20 protein-coding genes are annotated in these 25,789 nt (G+C 70.3%); 15 read left to right on the top strand and 5 right to left on the bottom strand.

The genetic code is table 11. The features are described from left to right. Positions 1 to 66 precede the first annotated feature (66 nt). The 4 genes from F8S09_RS07750 (at position 67) to F8S09_RS07735 (ending at position 4,466) form a co-directional block, all read left to right on the top strand. Entirely contained in the window at positions 67 to 1,380 is a 1,314-nt protein-coding gene (locus F8S09_RS07750; protein WP_152870784.1) for an ABC transporter substrate-binding protein, read from the top strand. Between the two features lie 174 nt (positions 1,381 to 1,554). Then, the gene (locus F8S09_RS07745) at positions 1,555 to 2,508 is read left to right on the top strand and encodes a carbohydrate ABC transporter permease (protein ID WP_322618636.1); all 954 of its coding nucleotides are present in this window, start codon (positions 1,555 to 1,557) and stop codon (positions 2,506 to 2,508) included. Position 2,509: 1 nt separating this feature from the next. Continuing rightward, positions 2,510 to 3,412: a carbohydrate ABC transporter permease gene (locus tag F8S09_RS07740; RefSeq protein ID WP_152870781.1), complete on the top strand. Its 903-nt coding sequence runs from the start codon at positions 2,510 to 2,512 to the stop codon at positions 3,410 to 3,412. Between the two features lies 1 nt (position 3,413). Beyond that, a complete protein-coding gene (locus tag F8S09_RS07735; protein WP_152870779.1) occupies positions 3,414 to 4,466 on the top strand; it encodes a glycoside hydrolase family 43 protein in 1,053 nt (350 codons plus the stop codon). Between the two features lie 52 nt (positions 4,467 to 4,518). On the opposite strand, the gene F8S09_RS07730 is transcribed toward F8S09_RS07735, so the two are convergent. Together F8S09_RS07730 and F8S09_RS07725 are read right to left on the bottom strand one after the other, a co-directional pair. Further along, positions 4,519 to 5,625: a M42 family metallopeptidase gene (locus tag F8S09_RS07730; protein ID WP_152870776.1), complete on the bottom strand. Its 1,107-nt coding sequence runs from the start codon at positions 5,623 to 5,625 to the stop codon at positions 4,519 to 4,521. A 68-nt stretch (positions 5,626 to 5,693) separates the two neighbouring features. Continuing rightward, positions 5,694 to 6,731, bottom strand: a complete 1,038-nt coding sequence (locus F8S09_RS07725; protein ID WP_152870774.1) for a GGDEF domain-containing protein — start codon at positions 6,729 to 6,731, stop codon at positions 5,694 to 5,696. A gap of 443 nt (positions 6,732 to 7,174) precedes the next feature. On the opposite strand from F8S09_RS07725, the gene glpK reads away from it, so the two are divergent. The 8 genes from glpK (at position 7,175) to F8S09_RS07685 (ending at position 21,034) form a co-directional block, all read left to right on the top strand. Next, complete coding sequence (gene glpK, locus F8S09_RS07720) at positions 7,175 to 8,686, top strand: glycerol kinase GlpK (RefSeq protein ID WP_152870772.1); 1,512 nt, start codon at positions 7,175 to 7,177, stop codon at positions 8,684 to 8,686. A 105-nt stretch (positions 8,687 to 8,791) separates the two neighbouring features. Beyond that, positions 8,792 to 10,288 (top strand): glycoside hydrolase family 36 protein, encoded by a 1,497-nt coding sequence (locus F8S09_RS07715; protein ID WP_152870770.1) that lies wholly within the window; start codon positions 8,792 to 8,794, stop codon positions 10,286 to 10,288. Further along, the gene (gene galT / locus F8S09_RS07710; RefSeq protein ID WP_152870768.1) at positions 10,281 to 11,402 is read left to right on the top strand and encodes a galactose-1-phosphate uridylyltransferase; all 1,122 of its coding nucleotides are present in this window, start codon (positions 10,281 to 10,283) and stop codon (positions 11,400 to 11,402) included. The genes F8S09_RS07715 and galT overlap by 8 nt, the downstream gene beginning before the upstream one ends. Then, a complete protein-coding gene (galK, locus tag F8S09_RS07705) occupies positions 11,399 to 12,442 on the top strand; it encodes a galactokinase (RefSeq protein WP_152870766.1) in 1,044 nt (347 codons plus the stop codon). Before galT ends, galK begins: the two co-directional genes overlap by 4 nt. Positions 12,443 to 12,498: 56 nt before the next feature. Beyond that, complete coding sequence (locus tag F8S09_RS07700) at positions 12,499 to 14,781, top strand: HD domain-containing phosphohydrolase (RefSeq protein WP_152870764.1); 2,283 nt, start codon at positions 12,499 to 12,501, stop codon at positions 14,779 to 14,781. A gap of 378 nt (positions 14,782 to 15,159) precedes the next feature. Beyond that, a complete protein-coding gene (locus tag F8S09_RS07695; protein ID WP_152870762.1) occupies positions 15,160 to 17,343 on the top strand; it encodes an APC family permease in 2,184 nt (727 codons plus the stop codon). A gap of 384 nt (positions 17,344 to 17,727) precedes the next feature. Next, entirely contained in the window at positions 17,728 to 18,948 is a 1,221-nt protein-coding gene (locus tag F8S09_RS07690) for a S8 family serine peptidase (protein ID WP_322618635.1), read from the top strand. Between the two features lie 154 nt (positions 18,949 to 19,102). Continuing rightward, the gene (locus F8S09_RS07685) at positions 19,103 to 21,034 is read left to right on the top strand and encodes an HD domain-containing phosphohydrolase (RefSeq protein WP_152870758.1); all 1,932 of its coding nucleotides are present in this window, start codon (positions 19,103 to 19,105) and stop codon (positions 21,032 to 21,034) included. Positions 21,035 to 21,041: 7 nt separating this feature from the next. On the opposite strand, the gene F8S09_RS07680 is transcribed toward F8S09_RS07685, so the two are convergent. Next, positions 21,042 to 21,938: an NmrA family NAD(P)-binding protein gene (locus F8S09_RS07680; RefSeq protein WP_152870756.1), complete on the bottom strand. Its 897-nt coding sequence runs from the start codon at positions 21,936 to 21,938 to the stop codon at positions 21,042 to 21,044. Then, complete coding sequence (locus tag F8S09_RS07675; RefSeq protein WP_227978557.1) at positions 21,938 to 22,597, bottom strand: NAD(P)-dependent oxidoreductase; 660 nt, start codon at positions 22,595 to 22,597, stop codon at positions 21,938 to 21,940. Before F8S09_RS07675 ends, F8S09_RS07680 begins: the two co-directional genes overlap by 1 nt. Before the next feature lie 95 nt (positions 22,598 to 22,692). Between F8S09_RS07675 and F8S09_RS07670 the strand changes: the two genes are divergently transcribed. Beyond that, entirely contained in the window at positions 22,693 to 23,091 is a 399-nt protein-coding gene (locus tag F8S09_RS07670) for a winged helix-turn-helix transcriptional regulator (RefSeq protein WP_152870754.1), read from the top strand. Here F8S09_RS07670 and F8S09_RS07665 read toward each other — a convergent pair. Continuing rightward, positions 23,078 to 24,259, bottom strand: coding sequence for a PAS domain-containing sensor histidine kinase (locus F8S09_RS07665; RefSeq protein WP_227978556.1), 1,182 nt, complete (start codon positions 24,257 to 24,259; stop codon positions 23,078 to 23,080). The genes F8S09_RS07670 and F8S09_RS07665 overlap by 14 nt on opposite strands. 325 nt (positions 24,260 to 24,584) lie before the next feature. On the opposite strand from F8S09_RS07665, the gene F8S09_RS07660 reads away from it, so the two are divergent. Further along, entirely contained in the window at positions 24,585 to 25,247 is a 663-nt protein-coding gene (locus F8S09_RS07660; protein ID WP_152870752.1) for a hypothetical protein, read from the top strand. After that, on the top strand, positions 25,244 to 25,783 hold the full coding sequence (locus F8S09_RS07655; protein WP_152870750.1) for a GTP-binding protein: 540 nt from the start codon (positions 25,244 to 25,246) through the stop codon (positions 25,781 to 25,783). The genes F8S09_RS07660 and F8S09_RS07655 overlap by 4 nt, the downstream gene beginning before the upstream one ends. The last annotated feature ends 6 nt before the right edge of the window (positions 25,784 to 25,789 follow it).

Raw genomic sequence — 25,789 nt, 5'->3', positions numbered from 1 at the left:
GGAGCAGAAACCGCCACCATCTGAGGGTTGCGCCACCCTCTTTTCCTTTCTCACCCTGGAGGCACCATGAACCGGACCGTCAAAGTCACTGCCCTGCTGCTCGCCGCCGGTCTCGGCGGAGTCGCCGCCGCCCAGACCTCGACCTACAAGGGGCCGAAAGTCACCCTGACCTACCTGCACGGCTTTACCGGAGCCGACCGCCCGGTCATGGAGCGGCTGATCGCGCAGTTCAACGCGGCCAACCCCAACATCGAGGTCAAGGCGCAGGCCCAGCCCTGGGGCACGACCTGGCAGCAGCTGCCCTCGCTGGTGGCCTCGGGCCGCGCTCCCGACGTCGTGGTGATCAACGAGGACCAGATCACCAACTTCGTCGCGCGGGGGGCGGTGTCGCCGCTCACGAACGCGGAGCTGCAAGCGGCGGGCATCAACAAGTCGCGCTTCTACGGCCCGCTGTTCAAGACCGCCGACTACGAGGGCAAATCCTACGGGGTGCCGATCTCCTCGGTCGCCTACGTCATGTTCTACAACAAGGACCTGATGAAGAAGTCGGGCGTGAGCAAGGTGCCCACCAACCGCACCGAACTGCTGGCGGCGGCGCGGGCCTGCACGACCGACCGCAATGGCCGCAAGCCGGGGCAGTCGGGCTTTGATCCCAAGGCCCTGAATACCTGGGGCATCAGCCTGTACAACAACTGGGTGGGCTCGCGCCTGGCCTACGCCGCGATCCTGCAAAACGGCGGCTCGCTGGTGGACAAGAACCTGAACGCCTCCTTCAACTCGCCGCAGGCGGTCGAGGGCGTGCAGTTCCTGGTGGACCTGGTGCAGAAGCACAACGTGGCCCGCCCCAACAGCACCGAGGAGGCCGAACTCGCGGCCTTCAGCCAGGGCAAGGTGTGCTTCTTCCCCTCGGGGCAGTGGTACCTCGACCGCTTCGAGCAGCAGAAGATGAATTTCGGGGTGGCCTTTGTGCCGCGCATCGGCACCAAGCAGGACGCGGCCTGGGGCGGCAGCAGCCACATGACGCTGCCCAAGCAGCGGGCCGGGTACGACGCCAACAAGCGCCGCGCCGCGCTGGCCTTTGTCAACTGGATGACCTCGCCCACCCAGAACCTCGCCTGGACGGAAGCCGGGAGCCTCCCGGTGATGCCCGCCGTCGCCAACAACAAGAAGTTCGAGAACCGGCCCATCGCGGGCGTGTTCTCGAAGCTGGGCAACATCTACGCGACCTCGGGCTTCCCCTGGGGCGGACAGGTCCTCGGCCCCTTCGACAACGCCTGGGCCAACGCCTACAGCGGCAAGCAGAGTGTGAAGGCGGCGCTGGACGCCGGGGTCAGCGAGGCCAACAAGCAGATTCAGCAGGCCCGCAAGACCTTCCAGTAAGCCCCGTGGCGGGGTCCGGTCCGGCACACCTGGCCGGACCCCGCCTCCCCCGCACCGGAGGAGGTACCCCATGACCCACCTGCAACCCATGCCTCCCGCCCGCGAGCGCCGCCTGAACCGGTGCTCGCGGCGACCTTTGGCGCCGCACCGGGCCGCCCTGGACCGGAGGGCGCCGTGAGCCTCAGCGTTCCGGGCGAGGCGGCCCGTCCCCGCGAGGCCCGCCGCCGCCGGGGAGGGCGCGAGGGCAGCGCCCTGACCCCCTACCTGTATCTTCTGCCCTTCCTGGCCCTCTTTCTAGTGTTCGTGGTGTACCCGGTGGGCTACGGCCTCTTTGTGAGCATGCACCGCTGGGACCTGCTGGCCGAGACGCGGCCCTTCGTGGGCCTGGAGTACTACCGCAACCTGTTTGACCCGGAGACGCCGCAGTCACAGTTTTTCTGGAACTCGATGAAGAACACCGGCTTTTTCACGCTGGTGAGCGTGCCCCTGCTGATCGGCACGTCGCTGGGGCTGGCGCTGCTGCTGCACCGGCCCATCTTCGGGCGGGCCTTTTTTCGGTCGGTGTTCTTTCTGCCGGGCATCCTGACCGTCTCGGTGATGGGCATCCTGTGGCGCTGGATGTTCGACAACCAGATCGGGCTGGTCAACGCGGTGCGGACCGACCTGCTGGGGATGCAGCCGCTGCCCTTTCTCTCGACCGAGGGGCTGGCGTGGGTGCCCATCATCGTGGGGACGGTGTGGTGGACCATCGGCTTTAACATGACCCTGTACCTGGCCGGGCTGGGCAACATCTCGCAGAGCTACTACGAGGCCGCCGAGATCGACGGGGCGACCCCCTGGGCCAAGTTCCGCTTCATCACCTGGCCGCTGCTGGCCCCGGTCACCCTGTTCGTGTTCGTGACGACCGTGCTGGCGAGCTTCCAGCTGTTCGGGCAGACGCTGGTGATCACGGCGGGCGGCCCCAATCGCAGCACCCAGAGCACGATTCAGTACATCACCGAGGAGGCGTTTTCCAACAACCAGTTCTCCAGCGCCTCCGCGATGGCCTTCTTGTTCGGGCTGGTCATGCTGATCTTCACGTATCTGCAATTCCGCATCATGGCGCGAGACGCCAGAGGGGAGAATTAGGATGGTGACACCCTCGCCCCGCGCCGGGGCACACGCGGCGGCCCCGGTCGCCCTCGCGCCTGCCAGGCCTCCCCGCCGGTTCCGGCCCCCGCGCGACATCCCGCGTTTCGCCCTGCTGTGCGTGCTGGCGGTGATCTTCCTGGCCCCGGTGTACTGGATGCTGGCGACCTCGGTGAAACCGGAGGTGGACGTGATCTCCACGCCGACCCAGTGGGTGCCCGCCAACCCCACCCTGGAGAACTACCGCGAGGTGCTGACCTCGCCCGACGGCAACATCCTGCGCTGGATGTGGAATTCGTTTTTCGTGGCGACGGTGTTCACGGTGCTGCATGTGGCGCTGTGTGCGCTGACCGCCTATCCGCTGGCCCGCATGCGCTTTCCGGGGCGCGAGGCCATTTTCTGGTTCATCCTGGGCTCGATGATGATTCCGGGGATCGTCACCCTGATTCCGCAGTACCTGATGATGATCCGCTTTGACTGGATCAATTCCTTTCACTCCTTGATCTGGCCGGGGATGGCGGGGGCCTTCGGGGTCTTTCTGCTGCGGCAGTTCTTCCTGGGGCTGCCGCGTGAGCTGGAAGAAGCGGCGCGGCTGGACGGCGCGAACAGCCTGCAGGTGCTGTGGCACGTGATCCTGCCGCTGAGCATTCCGTCGCTGGTGACGCTGGCGGTCTTCTCGTTCATGGGGTCGTGGAACAACTTCATCTGGCCGACGTTCGTGATCACCGATGTGGACAAGCTCACGCTGCCCGTCGGCGTGAACACCTTCTCGCAGCGCTACGTGACCGATTACGGCAAGCTGATGGCCTCGACCGCCATCGCCAGCATTCCGGTGCTGATCGCTTACCTGCTCGCGCAGCGTTACCTGATCGAGGGCCTGTCCACCACGGGCCTCAAGGAGTGACATGGGGCTGAATTTGCGCACTCCCGCCTCTCCCCTGCTCGCCGCCCTGTTGCTGGGGCTGGGCACGAGTGGGGCGCCCGCCGGGGCCGGGGGCAGTGGGCCGCTCGCCCAGGCCCGGCCCGCCGCCAAGCCCGCGACCTACACCAATCCCGTCATTCCCGACGACTTCCCCGACCCCTTCATCCTGCGGGTGGGGGGCACCTACTACGCCTACGGCACGAACAGCGGCGGGGTGGACCTGCCCGTGCTGAAAAGCAGCGACCTCGTGAAGTGGCAGCGGGTGGGCGAGGGCATGGGGCGGCTGGGAGCCTGGGCGACCGGGGGCTACACCTGGGCGCCGGAAGTGGCCCGCACGAGCGCGGGATACGTCCTGTACTACACTGCCCGCCACACCGAGAGTGGGCGCCAGTGCATCGGCGCAGCGGTGAGCAAATTGCCCACCGGACCCTTCAACGACACGAACAAGGCCCCGCTGGTGTGCCAGCTCGACCTCGGCGGGAGCATCGACGCCAGCCCCTTTCAGGACAAGAACGGGCAGCGCTACCTGTACTGGAAGAACGACGGCAACTGCTGCAACCAGTTCACTGGCATCTGGGTTCAGAAGCTCAGCGCGGACGGGCTGAAGCTCACCGGCAAGGCCACCGACCTGCTCTACAACGGGGCGCTGTGGGAGGGCAACCTGATCGAGGCGCCGCAGGTGTATGCGCGGGCGGGCAAGTATTACCTCTTCTACAGCGCCGCCGACTACAACAGCGACACCTACGCGGTGGGCTACGCCGTGGCGTCCAGCCCGACCGGCCCCTTCCGGAAACTCAGCCGCGAGGAACCGTGGCTGGCGACGAAGGGCAAGGTCGCCGGACCCGGCGGGCAGGGCATCATCACGGACGGGAAAGGCAACCCATGGCTGTATTACCACGCCTGGACGGCGGGGCAGGTGGGCTACGAGAACGGCGGGCAACGGTCCATGCGGATCGACGCCCTGACCTGGAAAAACGGGCTGGCAGTGCTGAAAGGCCCCAGCCTGACCCCGCAGGTGGCTCCGGCGCGGCCCTGAAGCCCTGCAAAGGAAGGTCCCTCCGGCTCGGCTGCTCGGAGGGACCTTCTTCTTATTCGTCCAGCGCCACAAAGCGCAGGTCGAGGCCCGGCAACCCCTGCACGAAGCCGTCCAGCAACTCCAGCGCCCCGAGCAGGTCCGCGAGGTCGAGCACCTCCACCGGGCTGTGGGTAGAGCGGTTGGCGACCGAGACAGCTCCCGCCGGAATGCCCCGACCCGCGTGCTGCAACGCTCCCGCGTCGGTCCCGATGCCGCGCAGCAGCTCGGGTTGCACGTTCAGGCCACGGGCCTGGGCGGCGGCCTCCAGCCCCCGGCGCACGGCAGGGTGCGCGAGGGTGGAAAAGTCCATCACCTTGACGGTGGGACCGCCGCCCAGCCGCAGGTGCGGGGCGGCGAACTCGGGGGTGTCGTCGGCGGCCGTCATGTCGAGGGCGAGGGCCACGTCGGCCTGCTGGGCGCGGGCGACGGCGGTGGCCCCGCGCAGGCCGACCTCCTCCTGGGTGGTAAAGGCCACGATCAGGGTGACGGGCGGGGGCGTGTCGCGGTAGCGCTCCAGCAGGGCAAGCAGCACGGCGGCCCCCGCGCGGTCGTCGAGGGCGTGGGCCACAAAGCGGCCACTGCCGCGCCCGAGTTCGGCCAGCTCGCCCACGAAGCCCACCGGGTCGCCGACGCGGATGCCCATTTCGGCGGCTTCCTCGGCATTGCGGGCACCCACGTCCACGTACAGCTCGGCCTGCGGAACCACGCGGGCACGGTCGGTGTCAGTCAGGAGGTGGGCGCTTTTCGTGCCGATTACCCCCAGCAGCGGCCCCCCTTCGGTGCGAACGTGCACCCGCTGGGCGAGCAGGATGCGGTCGTCGGTGCCGCCCACCTTTTCCAGCCGCAGGAACCCCCCCAGCGTGACGGCCCGCACCCGGAAGCCCACCTCGTCGAGGTGCGCGGCGAGAATCAGGCGGCGGGCACCGGAATCAGCGGCCTCCCGCACGGCGACCACGTTGCCGAAGGCGTCCACCTCTACCCGGTCGGCCAGCGGCAGGGCGGCGCGGTGCGCGGCGCGAATCACGTCCTCCTCGGAGCCGCTGGGGCCGGTCAAGGCCACGAGGCCGCGCAGATGGGCGAGGAGGCGTTGGGTGTCGGGACTGGGCTGGGGAGCGGGCATGGGGCCAGGATAGGGCGGCGGGAGCAGAGGGCATTCCGCTTTGGCCTTGTGCCTTTTGCCCTTCCCCCTCAGGTCCGGTCGTCCGCCTGCCCCGACCGGCGCTCCCGCTCCTTGTGGCGGTACATGGCACGGTCGGCGCGGGCAAGCCAGGCGCTCGCGCACTCACCCGCCTGCCAGGGGGCACCGCCCACGCTGGCGTCGGCCTGGGGGTAGGTCCGGCGCACCTCCCCGGCGACTGTCCCGACGAGGTCTTCCAGGTGGGGAATCTCCGGACCAGGAATCAGCAGGGCGAACTCGTCGCCGCTGATGCGGTAGGCGCGGCCCCCTGGCCCCACCGCGCGGGCGAAGCCGTGGGCGAAGCGCCGCAGCAGGTCGTCCCCGGCGGCGTGGCCCAACGTGTCGTTGACCCTCTTGAGGCCGTCCACGTCGACCACGGCCAGGACGGACCCGGTGGGCGGCCCGGCGAGGTCCTGTTCGAGGGCGCGGCGGTTGGGCAGCCCGGTCAGGGGGTCATGGTGTGCCAGCTCGTGCAGGGCCTGGGCGCGGACGCGGGCCTCGGCGAGGGCGAACCGCGCCTCGGCGAAGGAGCGCAGGGTCAGGATCAGCGTGCCGTGGGTCAGCAGCAGCGTCAGCGGGAGCATCGGCCCGTCGAAGGCCCCGCCGCGCCCGTAGCTTTGCAGACTGTAGGGCAGCACCACGGCCAGGAAAGCGCCCAGCGTGACCAGCGCGTGCCACGCGGCCACCAGTGGCCGCCGCCGCAGGAACAGGAACACGTACAGGGTGGTCGTGTGCATCAGCGCCGCCAGCCGCACCATCGGGGTGGCGGGATGGCCGGGCAGCACATAGAACGACGCGGCCCACGCGCTCAGCAGCAGCAGCAGGTAGGCGACCGGAAACTGCTCGCGCAGCCGAGCCCGCAGCCAGGTGGGACCGAAGAGGCCCAGCAGGTCAAAGACGATCGCGGCCACCAGCACCCCCACGTAAAAGGGCGAGGGAATGCCACGCCCGTAAAGGATGATCAGCCCCAGCCCAGCGGCCACCATCGGCGCCCAGAACACCAGCCTCAGCGGATCGAGGGGCGGGAGCCGGAGCCACGAGCGGCGCATATAGCGCAGCACTGTACGCGGAGCGCTCTCACACCACCATCACACCATTCCGGTCCCTCCAGCCAGGACCAAGAAATGCCGCGCCACGCGTTACGGGAGCTGTGATCCCGCCGTGGGAAGCCCAGGGTGCAGTAGAACGGAGCGGTGTTCTTTCATGCAGAGGGGGCGGCCGGGGTGGGCCTGACTGTGGGGTGGCACCCCGTGGGGGAACCCCGCCGCTCCCCCGACCTGTCCACGGACTGTCCCCGTCTCCCCGCGACCCGGCAGCAGGCCTCTGGATCGGGACCGGCGCTCTCCCGGAAAGGAGGCGCTGGAAGCGGGAATTGCTCGCCACCGTCCGGGCAAGGCCCTTTGCCGGGGAAGCGGGGTAAGAGGGCTGTCAGAGAAGCCCCCCGCTTCCGGTTCCTCCCCCGCCCCTCCTCTCCCCTGCCCCTGGAGGCCCCATGACCCGGTACGTCCTCGCACTCGATCAGGGCACCACCAGCAGCCGGGCGCTGCTCTTTGACCGGGAGGGCACCGTGCAGGCCCTCGCGCAAAAGGAGGTGCCGCCGCACTTTCCCCGGCCCGGCTGGGTCGAGCACGACCCCGGCGAGCTGTGGAGCACCCAGATCGGCGTGGCGCAAGAAGCCCTGGCCCGCGCCGGGGCACGGCCCGCCGACGTGGCCGCCATCGGGATCACCAACCAGCGCGAGACGACGCTGCTGTGGGACCGCCGCACCGGGGAGCCGCTGCACCGGGCCATCGTGTGGCAGGACCGCCGTACCGCGCCCCTGTGCGCCGAATTGCGGGCGCGGGGCCTGGAAGACACCTTCCGGGAGAGGACAGGCCTACTGCTCGACCCCTATTTCAGCGGCACGAAGCTGCGCTGGCTGCTCGACCACGTGCCCGGAGCGCGGGAGCGGGCGGAGCGGGGCGAGCTGGCCTTCGGCACGGTGGACTCGTGGCTGGTCTATCAGCTCACGGGGGGCGAGCGGCACGTCACCGACGCGACGAACGCCAGCCGGACGCTGCTGTACAACCTGCACACCGGGGGCTGGGACGACGAACTCCTCGCGCTGCTGGACATCCCCCGCGCCCTGCTGCCGGAGGTCCGGCCCAGTTCGGAGGTCTACGGGCATACCGCCGCGCACCTGTTCGGGCACCGGATTCCGGTCGCGGGCATCGCGGGCGACCAGCAGGCGGCGACCTTTGGGCAGGCGTGCCTGACGCCGGGCATGGCGAAAAACACCTACGGAACCGGCTGCTTCCTGCTGCTGAACACGGGCGAGCAGGCGGTCCCCAGCGGCCACCGCCTGCTGACCACCGTGGCGTGGGACCTGGGGGGCAGGCGGACCTACGCGCTGGAGGGCAGCGTGTTCGTGGCGGGCGCGGCGGTGGGCTGGCTGCGCGACGGGCTGGGCCTGATCCGGGAGGCGGGGGAGGTCGAGGCGCTGGCCGCCAGCGTGCCCACGTCGGGCGGCGTGTATTTCGTGCCCGCCTTCGTGGGGCTGGGGGCGCCCTACTGGGACCCCTACGCGCGGGGCACGCTGGTGGGCCTGACGCGCGGGACGACCGGGGCGCACCTCGCCCGCGCCGCGCTGGAGGCGACCGCCTTCCAGTCCGCCGAGGTGCTGCTCGCCATGAGGCAGGACCACGCGGCCCCGCTGCGCGAGCTGCGGGTGGACGGCGGGGGCAGCCGCAACGCCCTCCTGATGCAGATGCAGGCCGACCTGCTGGGCGTGCCGGTCGTGCGCCCCCGCGTCACCGAGACGACGGCGCTGGGCGCGGCGTTGCTCGCCGGGTTGGCGGTGGGCTTCTGGGAGGGACCGGGCGACGTGACGCGGCTGTGGCAAGAGGAGCGCGTCTTCGAGCCCGCATTGCCTGGCGATGAACGCGAGCACCGCCTCGCCCGCTGGCGGCAGGCGGTCGAGCGCAGCCGGGGGTGGGCGGAGGAGGAACAGGACGGGGAAGCCTGAGCCGCCCGCCGTCGGCCCCGCCACTCTTCCATTCCCCAGGTGCATGAACGGGAGTTTCAGCCCGGCCGGGTCCGGCGAAGGGCCTCCCCCACCGTATCCTGCGGCATGGCCCCCCCCACCCACTGGACCCTCCCCGCCCCCCCCGGAGAGGTGCGCGTTCTCGTCAGCGGTTACCAGTCGTGGAGCGAGGCCGAGCTGCGGCCCCTGACCGAGCGCCAGAGCGTCCCGCTGATGCGCTGGCGGCACGAGCAGGGCCACGACCCCGCCTTCCTCCCCAGCGGCGAGGCGGGCGTGTGGCGCTCGCATACCCTGATCGCGCTGATTCGCCCGGACGGGGGCGGCTGGGTCGGGTGCGCGGGGGACGCGGCGGCCACCTTCACCCACTGGGAGGCCCGCGCGGGGGAGGGAAATATCAAAGTCACCTGCACCCAGGAGGGAACGCCTACCGAGGTCGCCTGGGAGGAGACGGGGAACGTGATCGGCACCGTGGAGGCCCTCGCCGCACGGTTGGGGCAGGCCATGACCGCCCGCACCCCGCCGCCGCTGCGGGTGTGGTGCAGTTGGTACTCGTACTACCGGGAGGTGACGCTGGGGGCTGTGCTGGACAATGCCCGGCTGGCCCGCGAGCTGGACCTCCCCTTCGACGTCTTCCAGCTCGACGACGGCTTTCAGGCGGGCATCGGGGACTGGCTGGACCCGTCCCCCGACTTCGGCGGGCACGCCCGCGACCTGCCGGGGCCGCTTTCGGAACTGGGCTTCACGCCGGGGCTGTGGCTGGCCCCCTTCCTGGCCGCGCCGACCTCGCGGCTGGCCGCCGAGCACCCGGAGTGGCTGCTGCGGGGGGAAGACGGCACGCCCCTGCTCGCCGGGCACAACTGGGGCACGCCGCACCACGCGCTGGACACCACCCACCCGGAGGTGCGGGCCTGGCTGCGCGACCTCGCGGCGACGGTGCGGGGATGGGGCTACCCGTACCTCAAGCTGGACTTCCTGTTCGGCGGGGCGCTGCCGGGGGTGCGGCATGACCCCACGGTGAGCCGGGCGGGGGCGTACCGGATGGGCCTGCAAGCCCTGCGCGACGGGGCGGGCGAGGACGCCTTCCTGCTGGGCTGCGGGGCACCGCTCGCCGCCTCGGTGGGGCTGGTGGACGCCATGCGGACCGGGCCGGACGTGGCCCCCCTCTGGGAGGAGGAATCGCGGCGGCTGTGGCTGGGCGACGCGACCGGCCCCTCGGCGCGGAATGCGCTGCACACGGCGCTGTCGCGCTGGTACCAGCACGCGTGGTATCAGCCCGACCCCGATGTCGCCATCGTGCGGCGGGAGCGCAGTCTTCTGAATGACGAGGAGCGCGGGGCGGTGGCCGGGATGCTCGACGTGATCGGCGGCCTGCGGGCCAGCAGCGACCCCCTCGGCGGGCTGGACGGGCACGAACTGGGGCTGCTGCGCCGCTGTCTGGAGATCAGCTCGCCCGACCGTCCCCGCACCCTGACCCGCAGCCTCGGCGGGGCCGTGACCCACTTCGGGCGCGGCACCTTCAACCTGACGGGGAAGGCGGCGGAGGGCATTCCCGCCCACGGCTACCGCGAGGTGCCCCATGACTGAGACGGCTCCCCTCCCCTTTCATTCCGCCGACTTCACCAAGCCCGACGGCCGGGCGCTGACCCTCTATGGCCTCCAGCCCATCGAGGTCCGGGGCGAGATTCCCAGCCCCGCCGGGGACCCGCCCGTTCCCCGCCCCACGATGCGCTGGCACCCCCTGCGCGGCGAGTGGGTGATGTACGCCGCGCATCGCCTGGGCCGCACCTTTCTGCCGCCGCCCGAGTACAACCCCCTCGCGCCGACCACCAATTCCGAGCACCCCACCGAGCTGCCGCAGGGAACGTACGACCTCGCCGTCTTCGACAACCGCTTTCCCAGCCTGACGCTGAACGCGCCGCCGCCCGAGCACCCCGCCTCCCCCTCCGAGCGGGCGGGCACCGGCAAGTGCGAGGTCGTGGTGTTCAGCCAGGACCCCTCGGGGCGGCTGGCCGACCTGTCAGAGGCGCAGATGGCCCTCCTACTCGGGGTGTGGGCCGACCGCACCACCCGGCTGGCGGCGACCGGAAAGATTCGCAGTGTCCTCGCCTTCGAGAACCGGGGCGTGGAGGTCGGCGTGACCCTGCACCACCCGCACGGGCAGATTTACGCCTACGACCACGTTCCCCCCGTGCAGGCGCGGATGCTGGAGGGAGCGCGGGCGCACCTGGAGGAGCATGGGCGGCCCTGGCTGGCCGACTTCGTGGCCGACGAGCGGGAAGCGGGGATACGGCTCATCCGCGACGAGGGGGACGCGCTGAGCGTGGTGCCCCCCTTCGCCCGCTACACCTACGAAACGTGGGTGCTGCCCACCCGCCCAGTGGGGCTTCTGTCGGAGCTGACGGACGGAGAGCGGCTGGCCTTCGCCCGCGCGCTGAAAGACGCGCTGCTGCGGCTCGACGCCCTCTTCGGCGTACGGACGCCCTACCTACTGACCGTGCATCAGGCACCGCTGGACGGGGAGGCCCACGCGGCCCTCTCCCCGGAGTACTTTCCCCTTCACATCGAGCTGTACCCCTACCTGCGGGCACCCGGCCGCATGAAGTACCTCGCCGGAACCGAGCAGGGGGCGGGCGAGTTCGCCAACGACAAGTTCCCGGAAGCCGCCGCCGCCGAGCTGCGGGCGCTGGAGGTCCCATGAAAATGTTTGAGGAGATATTCGGCCACGGCCCCACTGTCACCGCCCGCGCTCCGGGCCGGGTCAACCTGCTGGGCGAGCACACCGACTACCAGGGCGGGTACGTTCTGCCCACCGCCATTCCGCAGCAGGCGACGGTGCGCCTGGCCCCCAACGGCACGGGTGAGCACCATGTCTACGCCGCCGATCTGGACGAGCACGCCACCTTCCCGGTCGGGGAGAATGCCGCCGGGGGTTTTGCCCGCTACGTGGCGGGAGCTCTGGCGCTGGGGGGGGCGCGGGAGGGCCTGAATGTCCACGTGACGAGCGACGTGCCGATGGCCGCCGGGCTCTCCAGCAGCGCCGCGCTGGAGGTGGCCTCCCTGCGGGCGCTGCGCGACCTCGGCGTGCTGGACGCGGACGACGAGGCGCTGGCCCTCCTCGCGCAACGGGTTGAGCACGAGTACGTGGGCGTCAAGTCGGGAATCCTGGACCAGATGGCGAGCACCTTCGCGCGGGCGGGGCAGATGCTCTTTCTGGACACCCGCACCCTGCACCGCGAGACGCTGCCGCTTCCTGCGGGGTCCGAGGTGCTGGTAATCGACTCCGGGGTGCCCCGTCAACTCGCGGACTCCGGCTACAACGAGCGCCGCGCCCAGGTGGAGGAGGCCGCCCGGCTCCTCGGTGTGCCCGAGTTGCGGGACGTGACAGACCCGGCCTGGGTAGAGGGGCTGCCCTCGCCCCTGCGCGAGCGTGCCCGGCACGTCGTCACCGAGAACGGTCGGGTCCTGGAGGCGGTGCGGCCGGGCGTGAGTCCAGAGCGGTTCGGGGAACTGATGAACGCCTCGCACGCCAGCTTGCGGGACGACTACGCGGTCTCGCACCCGGTCGTGGACGCTCTCGTTGCGGCGCTGCAAGCCCACCGCGACGTGTACGGCGCCCGGATGACCGGGGCAGGCTTTGGTGGGTCGCTCGTCGCGCTGGTGCGGGCGGGGACGGCGGCGGCGGTGGGGGACGCGGCGCTGGGCGCCGGGGACGGCCGGGCGCGGCGGGTGGTGCCGTAGGCCGTAGCTGGACTGTCAGACCCCTGTGAGGGGAGGGCGAGCAGCCTGGGGGTGAGGTGACCAGAGCGGACAAGGACAACCTGTGGCAGGCCGGGACCCCCGGGGGACGGGGTGCTGCCCCACCCGACCACGCGCAGGCACACACCCGCACCGTACCGCGCCGCTGGGCCGCCGCGCTGCTGGGTCTGACGCTGCTGGCCGGGAGCTTCACACTGCTGCTGCTGCGCTCGGCCGAGCACGAGCGGACCACCCTGCTGCTGCTGGCCGACACTGCGGCGGCCGTTCAGCACCACCGTGCCCTGACGTGGCAGGCGGCTGCACCCGGCGGCCTCACGCTGGACGTGCAGGGCGAACTGCGGGAGTGCCGGGCGCGGCTGCGGACCCTGCACGCCCGGCTGCTCTGGACCGAGGAGCGCGAGCGCACGGCCCCGGTGCCCCTCACGCTGCCGGGCTTTCCGCCCAGCCGGGTCCGCGAGGGGCCGTGGTCGCTGGCCCCGGTCGCGGCGGCCCTGGGCCGTTTGCTGGAGGAGGGCGCAGAAGCCCCAGGGAGGCTGCATGCCGCGCGGCTGGGACGCCTGGCCTCGGGGGTGCGGGCCGCGCGGGAGGACGAAGCCCGGCGGGTCACTGACCTGGCGGCGGGCGTGAGCCTGCTCGCGCTGGTCCTGACGCTGCTGACGGCCGCGCTGCTGACGCGGCGCTCGCAGCTCAGCCGCCTGCGGGTGGAGGCGCTGGAACGGGAGCGCATAGAAAAGCGCGGGCGCGAACACCGCGACTCGCTGACCGGGCTGCTGGGTCGCCGGGGGCTGGCGCGGCGGTACGGGGAGCTGTCGGTGGCGGGGGACCTCACCGTCACCATGCTGGACCTCAACCGGCTGCGGGCGATCAACGACGCGGGCGGGCACGCGGCGGGCGACGAGTACCTGCGGCAGGTCGCTCGGGCGCTGCAGGCGGGAGCCGGGCCGGGCGGCGTGGTGGCCCGCTGGGGCGGCGACGAGTTTGTGCTGCTGCTGCCCGGTCCCCGCCCCGAGGCGGCGCGGCAGGTCGCCGCGGATGCGCAGGCGGCGCTGCGGCAGGAAGGTGACCTGCCCCCCTTCGCCCACGGCACGGTGACGGTGGGCCAGGGAACGCCCCTGGGCCGCGCCCTGACCCTGGCCGACGCGGCGATGTACGAGGATAAGGAGCGCCAGCGTCAGGCCCTCGCGGCGGCGGGGGCAGGCGCCGAACCGGGTCCCACCGTCGAGGACTTCACTGCCCGGCTCGAAGCCCTCGAAACCCCTCAGGAGGTGGTGCAGGAGGGCCTCTCGCTGGCCCGGCGGCTGCTGGGCTTCGAGGTCAGCGCCCGGCTGGAGTGCGAGGGGGAACGCTTCGTGGCGCGGCATATCGACGGCGCACTGGAGCCTCAGGCGCTGGCCGTGCTTCAGGGCATGGTCTACCGCGAGGGGGTGGGACTGGCGGGACAGGCCCTGCTGCGCGGCACGACCGTCTGGAGCAGCGACTACGCCTCCGAGCCGCTGGCACTCTCGCCCTGGCGGCGCTGCGGCCTCAAGAGCGTGGTGATTGTGCCGGTCCGCAGCGGCGGACGGGTGACTGGGGCGGTGGGCCTGCTGAACTTTAGCTCATGGCGGGTGATCACCCCGCAGGTGCGCCGTTTGCTGGAGGCGGTCGCGTGGCGCCTGAGCCACGCCGCCGAGCAGCAGCGGGCGGTGGAGGAGGTGCGCCACGCCCTGCACAGCGGCGTGCTCGCGCTGGGGGTGGCGCTCGAGGCCCGCGACCTCGAAACCGCCGGGCACACTGAGCGGGTGGTGGCCCTCAGTGTGGCGCTGGGCAAGCGGCTGGGGCTGGGGGGACAGCGGCTCGAGGCCCTGCGGCAGGGCGCTTCCCTGCACGACATCGGCAAGCTCAGCATTCCCGACGCCGTGCTGCTCAAGCCCGGCAAGCTGACCCCAGAGGAGTGGGCCGTGATGCAGACGCACGCCGAGCGCGGAGCCGAACTCGCCGGGCGGCTGCGCGGCCTGCTTCCCGGCACCCTTGACGTGATTCGCAGCCACCATGAGAAATGGGACGGCAGCGGCTATCCCGACGGCCTCGCGGGGGAGGCGATTCCCCTGGCGGCCCGCGTCTTTGCCATCTGCGACGTGTACGACGCGCTTACCCAGGCCCGGCCCTACAAGCGGGCCTGGACCCACGGGGAAGCGCTGGCCGAGCTGCGGGCGCAATCGGGGCGGCACTTCGACCCGGCGGTCGTGACGGCCTTCCTGAAGGTCGTGGAGACGGTGGATCTCCAGTCGGTCAGCTCCAGCGGTGCGCTGATGGCCACCACGCCCCCGGCTGGGAGCTGACATGACCCTCCGCGGAGTCTGGAGAACCAGTGGGGCAGCATCTGTAACACGGATTCAGATTGAACAGGGACAAGAACGGTTCAACCCGAGTGAACAGGAGCAAAACGGTGGCCGTCCATTGCGTCACCGAACCGGGAAAGCACCGATTCGGCAACTCCCGCACGAGCCGCTCTGGGATGGGCGAGTCCCCCAGCGCGAGGCGAGCCAGCGAGACGATGATATCGGCGGTCTGCGGCTCAGCGCTTAAGGCGTGAGGTGGGATCCGGCAGGACAGCTCCGGGAGAAGGCGCCGACGTGGCCGCGCGGCAAGGGTAGACCCCCCGGCACTGGCCAGTTGGCCAGTGGGCGGCGGGGCGGGGGCGGGCCTAGACTCCGCCGATGAGTTCGCCCAACGCGCCCTCCGGCGCCTTTCGGCGCTGGTTTCTGGAAACCGACACGCCCGAGCCCGAAGGCTTTTATGAGGGCGAACAGGAAGTGCAGCACGAGCACCGCACCCAGCCCTGGTGGAAGGTGATGTGCCTGACCGGGGTGGACTACTTCTCCACCCTGGGCTATCAGCCAGGGATTGCCGCGCTGGCCGCAGGAGCCCTCGCGCCCGTGGCGACGCTGGTGCTGGTGCTGGTCACCCTCCTGGGTGCCCTGCCCATGTACCGCCGGGTCGCGGGCGAGAGTCCGCACGGGGACGGCAGCCTGTCGATGCTCGAACGGCTGCTGGCCTACTGGCCGGGCAAGCTGCTGGTGCTCTCACTGCTGGGCTTCGTCGCCACCGGCTTCATTATCACCATCACGCTCTCGGCCGCCGACGCCACCGCGCACCTGCTGGAAACGCCGCTGCTGCGGGACGTGCTGGAGGGCCAGCGGGTCGTCGTGACCCTGGGGCTGCTGGCCCTGCTGGGAGCCGTCTTCCTCAAGGGGTTCAAGGAAGCCATCGGGCTGGCAGTGGGCATCGTGGCCGCGTACCTGGGGCTCAGCCTGGTGGTGGTGGGGCATGGGCTGACCGAGGTGCTGGCCCGGCCCGAGCTGCTGAGTGGCTGGTGGGAGGCGCTGAGCGGGACCTACCTCTCGCCCCTGGCGCTGGCGGGGGCGGCGCTCCTGGTCTTTCCGGCACTGGCGCTGGGGCTCTCGGGCTTCGAGACGGGCGTGGTCGTGATGCCGCTGGTGCGCGGGGAAGCGGGCGACCGGCCGGAAAAGCCGCGTGGCCGCATCCGCAACACCCGCAAACTGCTGACCACCGCCGCGCTGATCATGAGCGTGATGCTGCTGGGCTCCAGCCTGGTGACCACCCTGCTGATTCCCCGCCACGAGTTCTGGGCGGCGACGACCGTCACCAAGACGGTGAGTGCGGCGGACCTGAGATCGGGCCGCGCAGTGGCGAACGTGCCGCTCGACCACCCCACCCGCCCGCGCGAGGTCCACGCGCTGACCCTGCCCGCCGGGCGCACCGGCACCTACACGGTAGACGCGGACACGGTGGGGGGCCGGGTGCCCTTCACGGTCACGGTGACCCCGCAGGGGGGGGCTGCCAGCGTCACGGTGCAGACCCCTCCCGGCAAGGCGAACGGCCGGGCGCTGGCCTACCTCGCGCACGAGCGGCTGGGCGACGGGTTCGGGAGCCTCTATGACCTCGCCACGATCCTGATCCTGTGGTTCGCGGGGGCGTCAGCGATGGCGGGGCTGCTCAATATCGTGCCGCGCTACCTGCCGCGCTACGGCATGGCGCCCGACTGGACGCGGGCGACGCGGCCGCTGGTCGTGCTGTTCGTGGGGGTCAGCGCCGTAGTCACGGCCCTGTTCCGCGCCGACGTGGACGCGCAGGCAGGGGCCTACGCGACGGGCGTGCTGGCCCTGATGACCTCGGCGGCCATCGCCGTCTTCCTCACCGAGCGGGGGCGGGGGCACCGGGGAGCGGCCCTGGCCTTCGGCCTGATCAGCCTGCTGTTTATCTATACGAGCGTGGTTACCGTCCGCGAGCGCCCCGAGGGGCTGTGGATCGCGCTGCTCTTCGTCCTTGCCATCGTGCTCGTCAGTGCGGCATCGCGTGTGCAGCGCAGCACAGAGCTGCGGGTCCAGAGCGTGGTTCTCGACGGGGAAGCGCAGCAGATGGTGCGGGACGTCGTTGCGCGGGGACTGCCGCTGCGCTTTATCGCCAACCGCCTCAACGAAGGCGACGCGGAGGAATACCGTCTCAAGGCGCTGGAGGTGCGGCTCGACAATCACCTCTCACCGGGGGACGCGGCCCTCTTTCTAGAAGTGGCGGTCACCGACGCGAGCGAATTCAGCGCGGTGGTCCCGGTGTGCGGGGTCCGGGTGGGGCCGCACCGCATCCTGCGGGCCAGGGGCAGCAGCGTGCCCAACACGCTGGCCGCCGTGCTGTTGTGGATGCGTGACCACACCGGCACGCCCCCCCACGTGTACTTCGAGTGGAGCGAGAAAGGCCCCGCCCAGAACGCCCTACGCTTCCTCCTCGCGGGCGAGGGCGACATTCCGCCGCTGACCCACGAGGTGCTGCGGGTGGCCGAGCCGGATATGACCCGGCGCCCGGTCGTCCACGTGGGCGGATAGTCGGCCACCACCACGGCGAGAGGGGCGGCCACCCGGGCCGCCCCTCGTTTGCATGAGAGAATGAAGACTCGGTTAAGATGAGCAGTGCATTTGAGCTGCGTGACAGAGCCGAGTTGGGTAGGGTGGTAGGCGGTCGGTATTACTGCTGGCCCGGCTATTGCTTCAGAGCCTCTCTCCTCCCCCATGGCTACCCCCGAAAGCTGAAGATGGCCTTCCAGTTTGGAGCGGACTCCGTGAATGTAAAGTGGGTTAGGATTCTGAGAAGCGAGTTGGCTTTACTGGTCAATTCTCACGGAGGTTGTCATGGTCAAGCGCTCTACCGCAGCAGTTCTTATCCTCTCGTCTCTCATCCTGGCCAGTTGCTCGCAGCAGGGGCCAACCGCCGTGGGCTCCCAGACGACGGCAGCGCGGCCCAGCCACGTCGTGCAGGTCCGGGTCCCGGCCGGGACCACCCGCGAACAGGTGGAGGCCACCTACGGCGCCCCCGCCCTGATGTTTGATGCCCAGGAGGGGTACGCCGTACTGGGGCTCTCGGCGGCGCAGGCGAGGGGCTCGGGTCTGCGGGCACAGAATCTCGCGGAGACCCCTGAGAGCAACCTGGGGGCCTTCTCGGCGAGTGCCATTGCGACCATGCAGGGGCGCACCATGTGGATCAAGGGTGACTTTAGCCTCTGGACGGCCGAAGGCCGCACCATGTGGATCAAGGGGCAGTACGACCTGATCCCGGAAAACAACCTGAATTTCCAGATCATCCGTCTGGAGCAGGCACATACCCTGGCGCCCAAGCTGGGGCAGGGCATCAAGGTCGCCGTCATCGATACGGGTGTGGATGTGGACCACCCGGCACTGGCCGGATCACTGGCGCCCGCCGGGGAATGGCGCGACTTCTACGCGGGCGACACCAACCCCGACGAGGAAGGCGTGCTGGGCGAGGGCGGCTACGGCCACGGCACGGGTGTGGCGGGCATCGTGCTCCAGATCGCGCCCAAGGCGACCATTCTGCCGCTGCGGGTGCTGGGACCGGACGGCTCCGGGGACGTGCTGCACGTCGCGCAGGCCATCGACTGGGCGGTCGCCAGGGGCGCTCAGGTCATTAACCTCAGCCTGGGGAGCGAGGAACGTTCGGCCATCGTGCAGGACGCGATCAAGCGGGCGACGGAAAAGAACAACGTTCTGGTCGTCGCCTCGGCGGGCAACGAGAACCGCCCGGCGATCAGCTACCCCGCGCACGACATGGCCTCCGGCGGCGCGGGCGAGCGTAGCCTCAGCGTGGGCAGCGTGAACACCGCAGGACTGAAGTCTCCGTTTTCCAACTACAGCTCCAACCTCGAAATGGTGGCCCTCGGCGAGAATGTCTACACGCCTGGCCCCGACGGCATGCTGGTGTCGTGGAGCGGCACCTCCATGGCCACGCCGATGGCTGCAGGCGGCCTGGCCCTCGCGCTCTCGCAAGGCATTGACGTACCGCTCAAGGACCTTACCAAGAAGATGGCCGAAAAGTCCTATGACCTGTACAACAACGGCATGAACGCGCCGTACAAGGACAAGCTGGGCAAGAAGGGCCTGATGAACCTCGAGGCCTTCCTCAAGGATGTGCTCAAGTAACACCCGGACCCTCCCGGCCTGAATCCAGGGGTCTGCCAGGGGAGGGAACAGGCCGCGTTCCCTCCCCTGGTTTGACCGGAAACCACCCGGTGCATGGACGAGGGGGACAAGAAAAGTAAGAGAATTGAGAGGAGCGCCGACTACCCTGACAGGTGTGGGCGACGATCAGGTTTATGAAACCGCGCTGGAAGCGCTGACAGGCGCCCAGGCGGAGGGGGATTTGCGGAGGGTGGCCGAGGCTGCCCTCCGGCTTGGTCGTTTGGACAGCGTCCGGGAAGACCATGCGTCGGCCCGCAAGCAGTACGAGTTGGCCCTCCACTTGTACCAGCAACTGCACTGCTGGGGGGAGCTGGCCGACACGCACTACCTATTGGCCGATCTGCTGACGGACATGGGCGAGTGGCCCGCCGCCCATGACCATGCCCAGGCCGCGCTTGGCCTGGGACCCTCCCCGGACCGAGAGGTCGAGATCAGGAATCTCCTGGCGGCTTCCTACCACGCGACCGGCGAGTCGAGAAAGGCCCTGACCGAACTCGAAAAAGTGTTGGTGGCCTACGAAAACCGGGGCTCTGTCCTGGGGCAGGTTAAGACCCTGGGCAATATGGGCGTTCTCCTGACCAAGCGGGGGGAGTACCCGGAAGCTCTGCACTGCCTGACCTCCGCTTACACCCTTTCGACAGGCACCCCCGACCCCGACGAGCAGATGCTGCGGGTGCAGGGCAATCTGCTGCTGAACCTGGGTGACCTGTATCAGGACCTGCGCGACCTGGGAAAAGCCTACGACTACTTTCTGGAAGTGCTTTCCTCGGCCCGCCAGTTCAAGAATCAGAGTCTGGAAGCGCTCGCCGTCCTTAACCTGGCGGGGGTGGACTATGAGCTGGACCGCCTGGCCGACGCGCACAAGCACTATGCCAGGGCACTGGAGCTGGCCAGGGCCGTGCAGAACCGCTATGCCGAGTTGTCGGCGCTGGACGGTCTCGCCCGCGTCCTGCTGGCCTGGAACCGGGTGGATGAGGCGCGGAAGACGCTGCACGAGGCCGAGCAGATCTCCCTGGACACCGAGGATGTCGAGGGGCAGCTCGACGTGCTGCTGCACCTGGGCGAAGTGCATGTTCGGCAGGGCGCCCTGCCCGAGGCCATCGGCATCTTCGAGCGGGCGCTGCGGCTGGCCGACGAGATCGGGCGGCCCAAGGTGGGCTGCGACGCGCTGCGCTGCCTGTACCAACTTCAGGCCCGGCTGGGACAGACGGAACTGGCCTTTCAGGCCCTAGAGCAGCTGTATGGGCGCGAGCGCACCCTGCTGAACGCCGAGGTTGACGAGCGGGTGCAGGGCATGACCGCCCGCTTCGAGGTGGAACGGGCGCAGCATCAGGCCGAACTCAACCGCCTGCGGATGGTGGCCGCCGAGGAAGCCCGCGCCACCGCCGAGGCCGAGGTGCGCGAACGCACCCACAGCCTGGAGCTCGCGCAGATCGAGGTGGTGACCCGGCTGGCGGTGGCGGCCGAGTACCGCGACGACACCACCGGGGACCACACCCAGCGGGTGGGCCAGCTCTCGGCGGCCATCGGGGCGCGGCTGGGGCTGCCGCCGGAGGAAGTCGAGCTGCTGCGGATCGCCGCACGGCTGCACGACGTGGGCAAGATCGGGATTCCCGACAGCATCCTGCTCAAAGAAGGCCCACTGACCCCCGAGGAGTACCGCCAGATGCGGCGGCATACCGTGATCGGTGCCCGCATCCTGGCGGGGGGCCAGAGCCGCCTGCTGCAGATGGCAGAAACCATCGCCCAGCACCACCATGAGCACTGGAACGGCCGGGGCTATCCCTGTGGGCTCGCGGGCGAGGAGATCCCCCTCGTCGCCCGCATCGTGGCGGTGGCCGACGTGTACGACGCCCTGACCCACCGCCGCTCCTACAAGGCCGCGTGGCCGAAGCCAAAAGCGCTCGCGGAACTGACCGCGCAGGTCGGGCAGCAGTTCGACCCGGCCGTGGTCCGCGAGGCCCTCGTGGTGCTGGGCGGGGCGCCGCCCCTGAACACCGGGGGCGGCGGGGAAGAAGGCTCCCCGATGGTCCGGGCCTTGGCCTGAGCGGCCTTCAGTTGTTCGGCAACCAGACCTCGCGGTAATCCTCCGCGAAGCGGGCGAAGGGGATAGGCGGGCGGCCCAGCGCGGTTTCCACGTCGCCCGTGAGCCGAGCGGCAAGGCCCAGGCGGGCCACGGTGTACTCGGCGAGCATGAAAAGGGCCAGCCCACGCGGGACGCCCCACCCGGTCACCGTCCGGACGAAGGTGACGGGTCCCGGACTGACGTGCCGCACCGGGCGGTTCAGCGCCACGCCCAGCAGATGCCCCATCTCGGTGAAGGTCAGCGCCTGCGGTCCGGTCAGGCTCCAGGCCCGCACTGCCGGGGCCGTGAGGGGGCGGGCCAGCTCGCGTCCGGCGACGGCGGCCACGTCGCGCACGTCCACCACGCTGGTGCGGCCCTGGCCCGAGGGGATGAACAGCTCACCCCGGCGCACCTCCGGCGCATGGATGCCCGTCAGGTTCTGCATGAAGTATCCCGAGCGCAGCAGCACCGCGTCCAGACCCGACGCCTCCAGTTCCCGTTCAATCTGGCGGTGGGGCAGGATGGACAGGCGCTCGGCTCCCAGGATCGACAGGAAAACCACCCGGCGCACGCCCGCCTCCCGCGCCGCCGCAAAGACCCGCCCCAGGTCGGCCACCCCGGTGCCAGGGGGCCACATCGCGAAGAGAACGGCCGCCCCGCGCAGTGCCGGGTAGGTTTCCAGATCGGCCACATCAAAACGCACCGGCCGCACGCCGGGAGGCAGGGTCGCCTGCTCGGTGTCCCGGACGGCGGCCCAGAGTTCGGCCCCGGTGGGCGCGAGGTGCCGCACGATCTCGCCGCCCACCCGGCCCGTCGCGCCCATCACGAAGACCGGGCCGGGCCAGCCGCCGGGGCCGGGCAGGGGCGGAAGCTCGGGACCCCCCATCAGTGGCTCACCGCCGGGGCCTGGCGCACCCAGCGGCCCTCCTCCAGCTCGCGCAGCATGAAGTCGGCCGTGCTGGCCCGCGAGACGAAAGTGCCAATGTCCCCCACCATGCCCACCTTCAGCGGCTGCATCGGCCCGTCGCCCAGCCGGGGCACCCGCACGACCGTCCAGTCCAGCGGGCTGGCGGTGATGGTCGCCACGTGCGCTTCCGAGTCGCGCAGCACGTCGGGTTGCAGGGTCGCCAGCGCCCGGCGAATCAGGCGGTCGCTGAGCTTGGGGTGGTCGCCGGGCTGGCGCACCCCCGCGCCCGTCAGCGTGATCAGGCGCGAGAGGCCCAGGCCCGGCATCACCGCGACGAGGTGGTGCGCGGCCTGTCCCATCACGCCCGCCCCGTCGCCGCGCACCGGGCCGAGGGTGCTGAGCACTGCGTCCGCTCCTTCAAGCAGCCGGAACACGTCGTCGGCATGGCGGGCGTCGCCGGTCACCGGGGTCAGGGCGGCGTCCCGGCGGTGCAGCCGCTCGGGATCGCGGGCCAACACCCGCAGCGCGTACCCCTGGGCGAGCGCCCGGTCAATCAGCAGGCGGCCCGTGCGTCCCGTCCCCCCCAGCAGGGCCAGCGTCATGCCTGGCCGCGTCCCACCCGAAAGTCCAGCCGTCATGTCCCCACGGTAGAGGGCACCCCGCGCCGCCGGAAAGAGAGGCGGGAAGGTGAAACCCAGTATCCTATGAGAAAGCAGTAGGCCCAGGAGGAACCATGAAATACGGCAATGCGGCAGTCCGGCGCCCCGAGTGTGGGGTCGAGCGCACGATGGACGTGCTGGGGGGGCGCTGGACCACCCTGATCGTGCGCGAGCTGCTGGGGGGAACACGGCGATTCAGCGAGTTGCGCCGCGCCCTGGAACGCATCTCGCCCAAGACGCTGACGGCCCGGCTGCGCGACCTGGAGGAGCAGGGAGTCCTGACCCGCACCGTGTATGCCGAGGTACCGCCCCGCGTGGACTACGCCCTGACCCCGCGCGGTGAAGGACTGGGGGAGATCATCGCGGCGATGGCCCGCTGGGGCAGTGCCGTGGAGCTCAGCACTGGGGAGCCGGGCGAGGCGCCGACCACTGCCCCGGCCCCGGAGCACCGCGCCCCACTCACTCCAAGATGACGGGCAGCTTGGGCCAAGCGAACCAGAAAGTTGCCCCCTGGTCCGGTTTGCCCTCGGCCCAGACGCGCCCGCCGAAACGCCCGCACAGCCGCCGCACGGTGACCAGCCCGACCCCGGTGCCCTCGTAGGACCGCGAAGGGTGCAGGCGGCCAAACAGGTGAAAGAGGCGGTCTTTGTGGCGCATGTTGAAACCTGTCCCGTTGTCCTCCACCCCGATGTGGTACTCCGTCTCCGTCTCGCGCACCCGCACGTGGACGCGGGCGATCTCGCGGCCCTTGGTGTATTTCAGGGCGTTGGCGACGTACTCGTCGAACATCACGAAGAGGGCCTGGCTGTCTCCCAGCACGGTGGGCAGGGGATCGTGGGTGACGTGGACATGGCGGCCCTCCATGACCGGCTGGGCGTGCTTGAGCACCTCGCGCAGCACCCGCTCCAGGTCCACCCGGCGCAGGCCCAGCCGCATCCGGCGCATCTGGAGGTAACGGTCGACCGAGGCGAGCAGCGCGATGATCTGCTGCACGGCCCGCTCGCTCTGGAGCAGCGGCCGCGCCACTTCCTCGGGAGCGGGGTCTCCCAGGGCGCGGCGGGTCAGCGCCAGGTAATTCATCGCCCGCGCGACCGGCAGTTGAAGCTGCTGCACGACCACCGTGACCACGCCCTCCAGTTCCTGCTGGGCGGCCCGGAAGTGCGTGGCCCCAGCCTGAAGCCGGGCGTCCTGGCTGGCGGTCATGTCGAGCAGGTCTCGGTGCGCCTGCTTGTAGGGCGTGATGTCGGTGACGATCAGGCGCAGCAGTCCCGGCGCCGCGCCTGGTGCCGGGGCGGCGAGGTCGAGCAGCACGTCGAGCATGGTGCCGTCCGCGTGCAGCAGTTGTCCCTCGGCCCGGACCTGCGGCACCGTGCCGCCCGCCTGCCCCAGCAGCCACTCGAACGTCCCCTGTGACCCCGGCGTCAGGAACCGTGTGAACCGCCGTCCCCGCAGCGCCTCAGCCCCGTGTCCGAGATGGGTGCAGGCCGCCGCATTGGCCTCCTGCACCCGGCCCTGCGAGTTCAGCAGCAGGTAGGGCACGGGCGCCTCACTGAACAGCGTCAGGGCCTGCTGCCAGGCCTGACGCTCGGCTTCGAGGGCCTGGATTCGTTGCAAGAGGTCAGTGGAGGGGTCAGGCGACATCGCTCGGGCAGCCTAACGGAAGAAAGGTCAGGCAATGGTTCACGCTGGCGATTGGACAGCCCAACAGGCGTACTCTCATGCAAAACTCACCTAATGAGAAGACTGAGTTCCGTGTTAGACAAGAAAGTTCCACGTTGAACCGTTGGAACCAGCGGCTTGAGCCCAATGAGTTGCTAGCGGGAATTATGAGACTCATCAGTACCTCATCAAGTGTGACAGACGTGTGATGGCGCAGGTCTTAAAACCCTGTTTGCATGTCCAGCAGCCCAGCCTGTCACGGCTGGCTCTCCCCTTCCCGTCCCGACCGATGCAGAAAGGAGTTGATATGGCCCTGTTCGGCGACCTGCAAGACCACGCGCTGCCCGACCTGCTCAAGGTGCTCGCCGTTCAGACGGGCACGCTCTACTTTCACGAGGCCTATCAAGGCCGCACCCTGGAACTCACGGTCACGCGCGGGCAGCTCCGCGCCCTGTACCTCGACGGCTTCCCGGTGATGGAGGCTGGGCGGGCGAGGGGCGTCCTGCTCGAGCTCGCGGCCCAGGGCCGGGGCGCTTTCGAGTTCCAGCGCCGCGAGCACGCTGCCGGAGCCCTGCTGTTCTACGAACTGCCGCTGGGCAGCGTGCTGAACACCGAAGTTACTGCCCCGACCGAGCACCTGCCGCACCCCGAGACCCGCTTCGTGGCGGTGCCCGGCACGTTATCCGTACCCGCACCGCTGGCCGGAACGTGGGCCGTGCTGCGCCCCGTGCTGGAGAGGGGTGCGAGCGCCGCCGACCTCACCCGGCAGGTGGGCTGGAGTGAGCAGGACCTGCGGGCAGCACTCTACCGCCTGCGGGCGGCCAACCTCGTCGCGCCGCTGCGGGCGGCGGCTGCGCCGGGACCCGTCACCGCCGTGGACACCGCGCCCGTCACCGCCGTCTCCGCACCCCTGGTGCAGCGGCTGCTGGGCGCCCTGCGCCGTCTGGGCGGAGGGGGGGTGCGGGCATGACCGCCGCTGCCCAGGCGCCCCTCAAGCTGGTCGTGTCCGGCCCGGTCGGGGCGGGCAAGACCACCTTCGTGCAGACGCTCTCGCAGACCCCGGTGATCGCCACCGAGGCCGAGGCCAGCGAGGACATCGGCAAGACGAACACCACCGTCGCCTTCGACTTCGGCACCCTGCACCTCGGCGGGCATGACCTGCACCTCTACGGCACCCCCGGCCAGGACCGCTTCAGCTTCATGTGGGAGGTGCTGTGCGAGGGCGCTCTGGGCCTCGTGCTCCTCGTCGCCGGGGACCGCCCGCAGGACTTCGCGCACGCCCGGAGCATTCTCGAGTTCATCACCAGCCGCATCCCGGTGCCTTTTCTGGTCGGGGTGACCCGCCAGGACCAGGCCCGCGTGTGGGACCCCGCCGACGTGGCGCTGTATTTCGGGCTGCCGGAAGGGCAGGTCGTGGGGCTCAACGCCACCGATCCCGTTCAGGCGCGTGACGTGCTCGCCCGCCTCCTCGAATCCACCCTCTCACCTCAGCCCCTGCGCGGCTGAAGTTCC

It is taken from the genome of Deinococcus terrestris (assembly GCF_009377345.1).
GTDB lineage: Bacteria > Deinococcota > Deinococci > Deinococcales > Deinococcaceae > Deinococcus > Deinococcus terrestris.
Note: the sequence above shows the minus strand (reverse complement) of the source record. Positions and strands in the feature narration are given on the sequence as shown.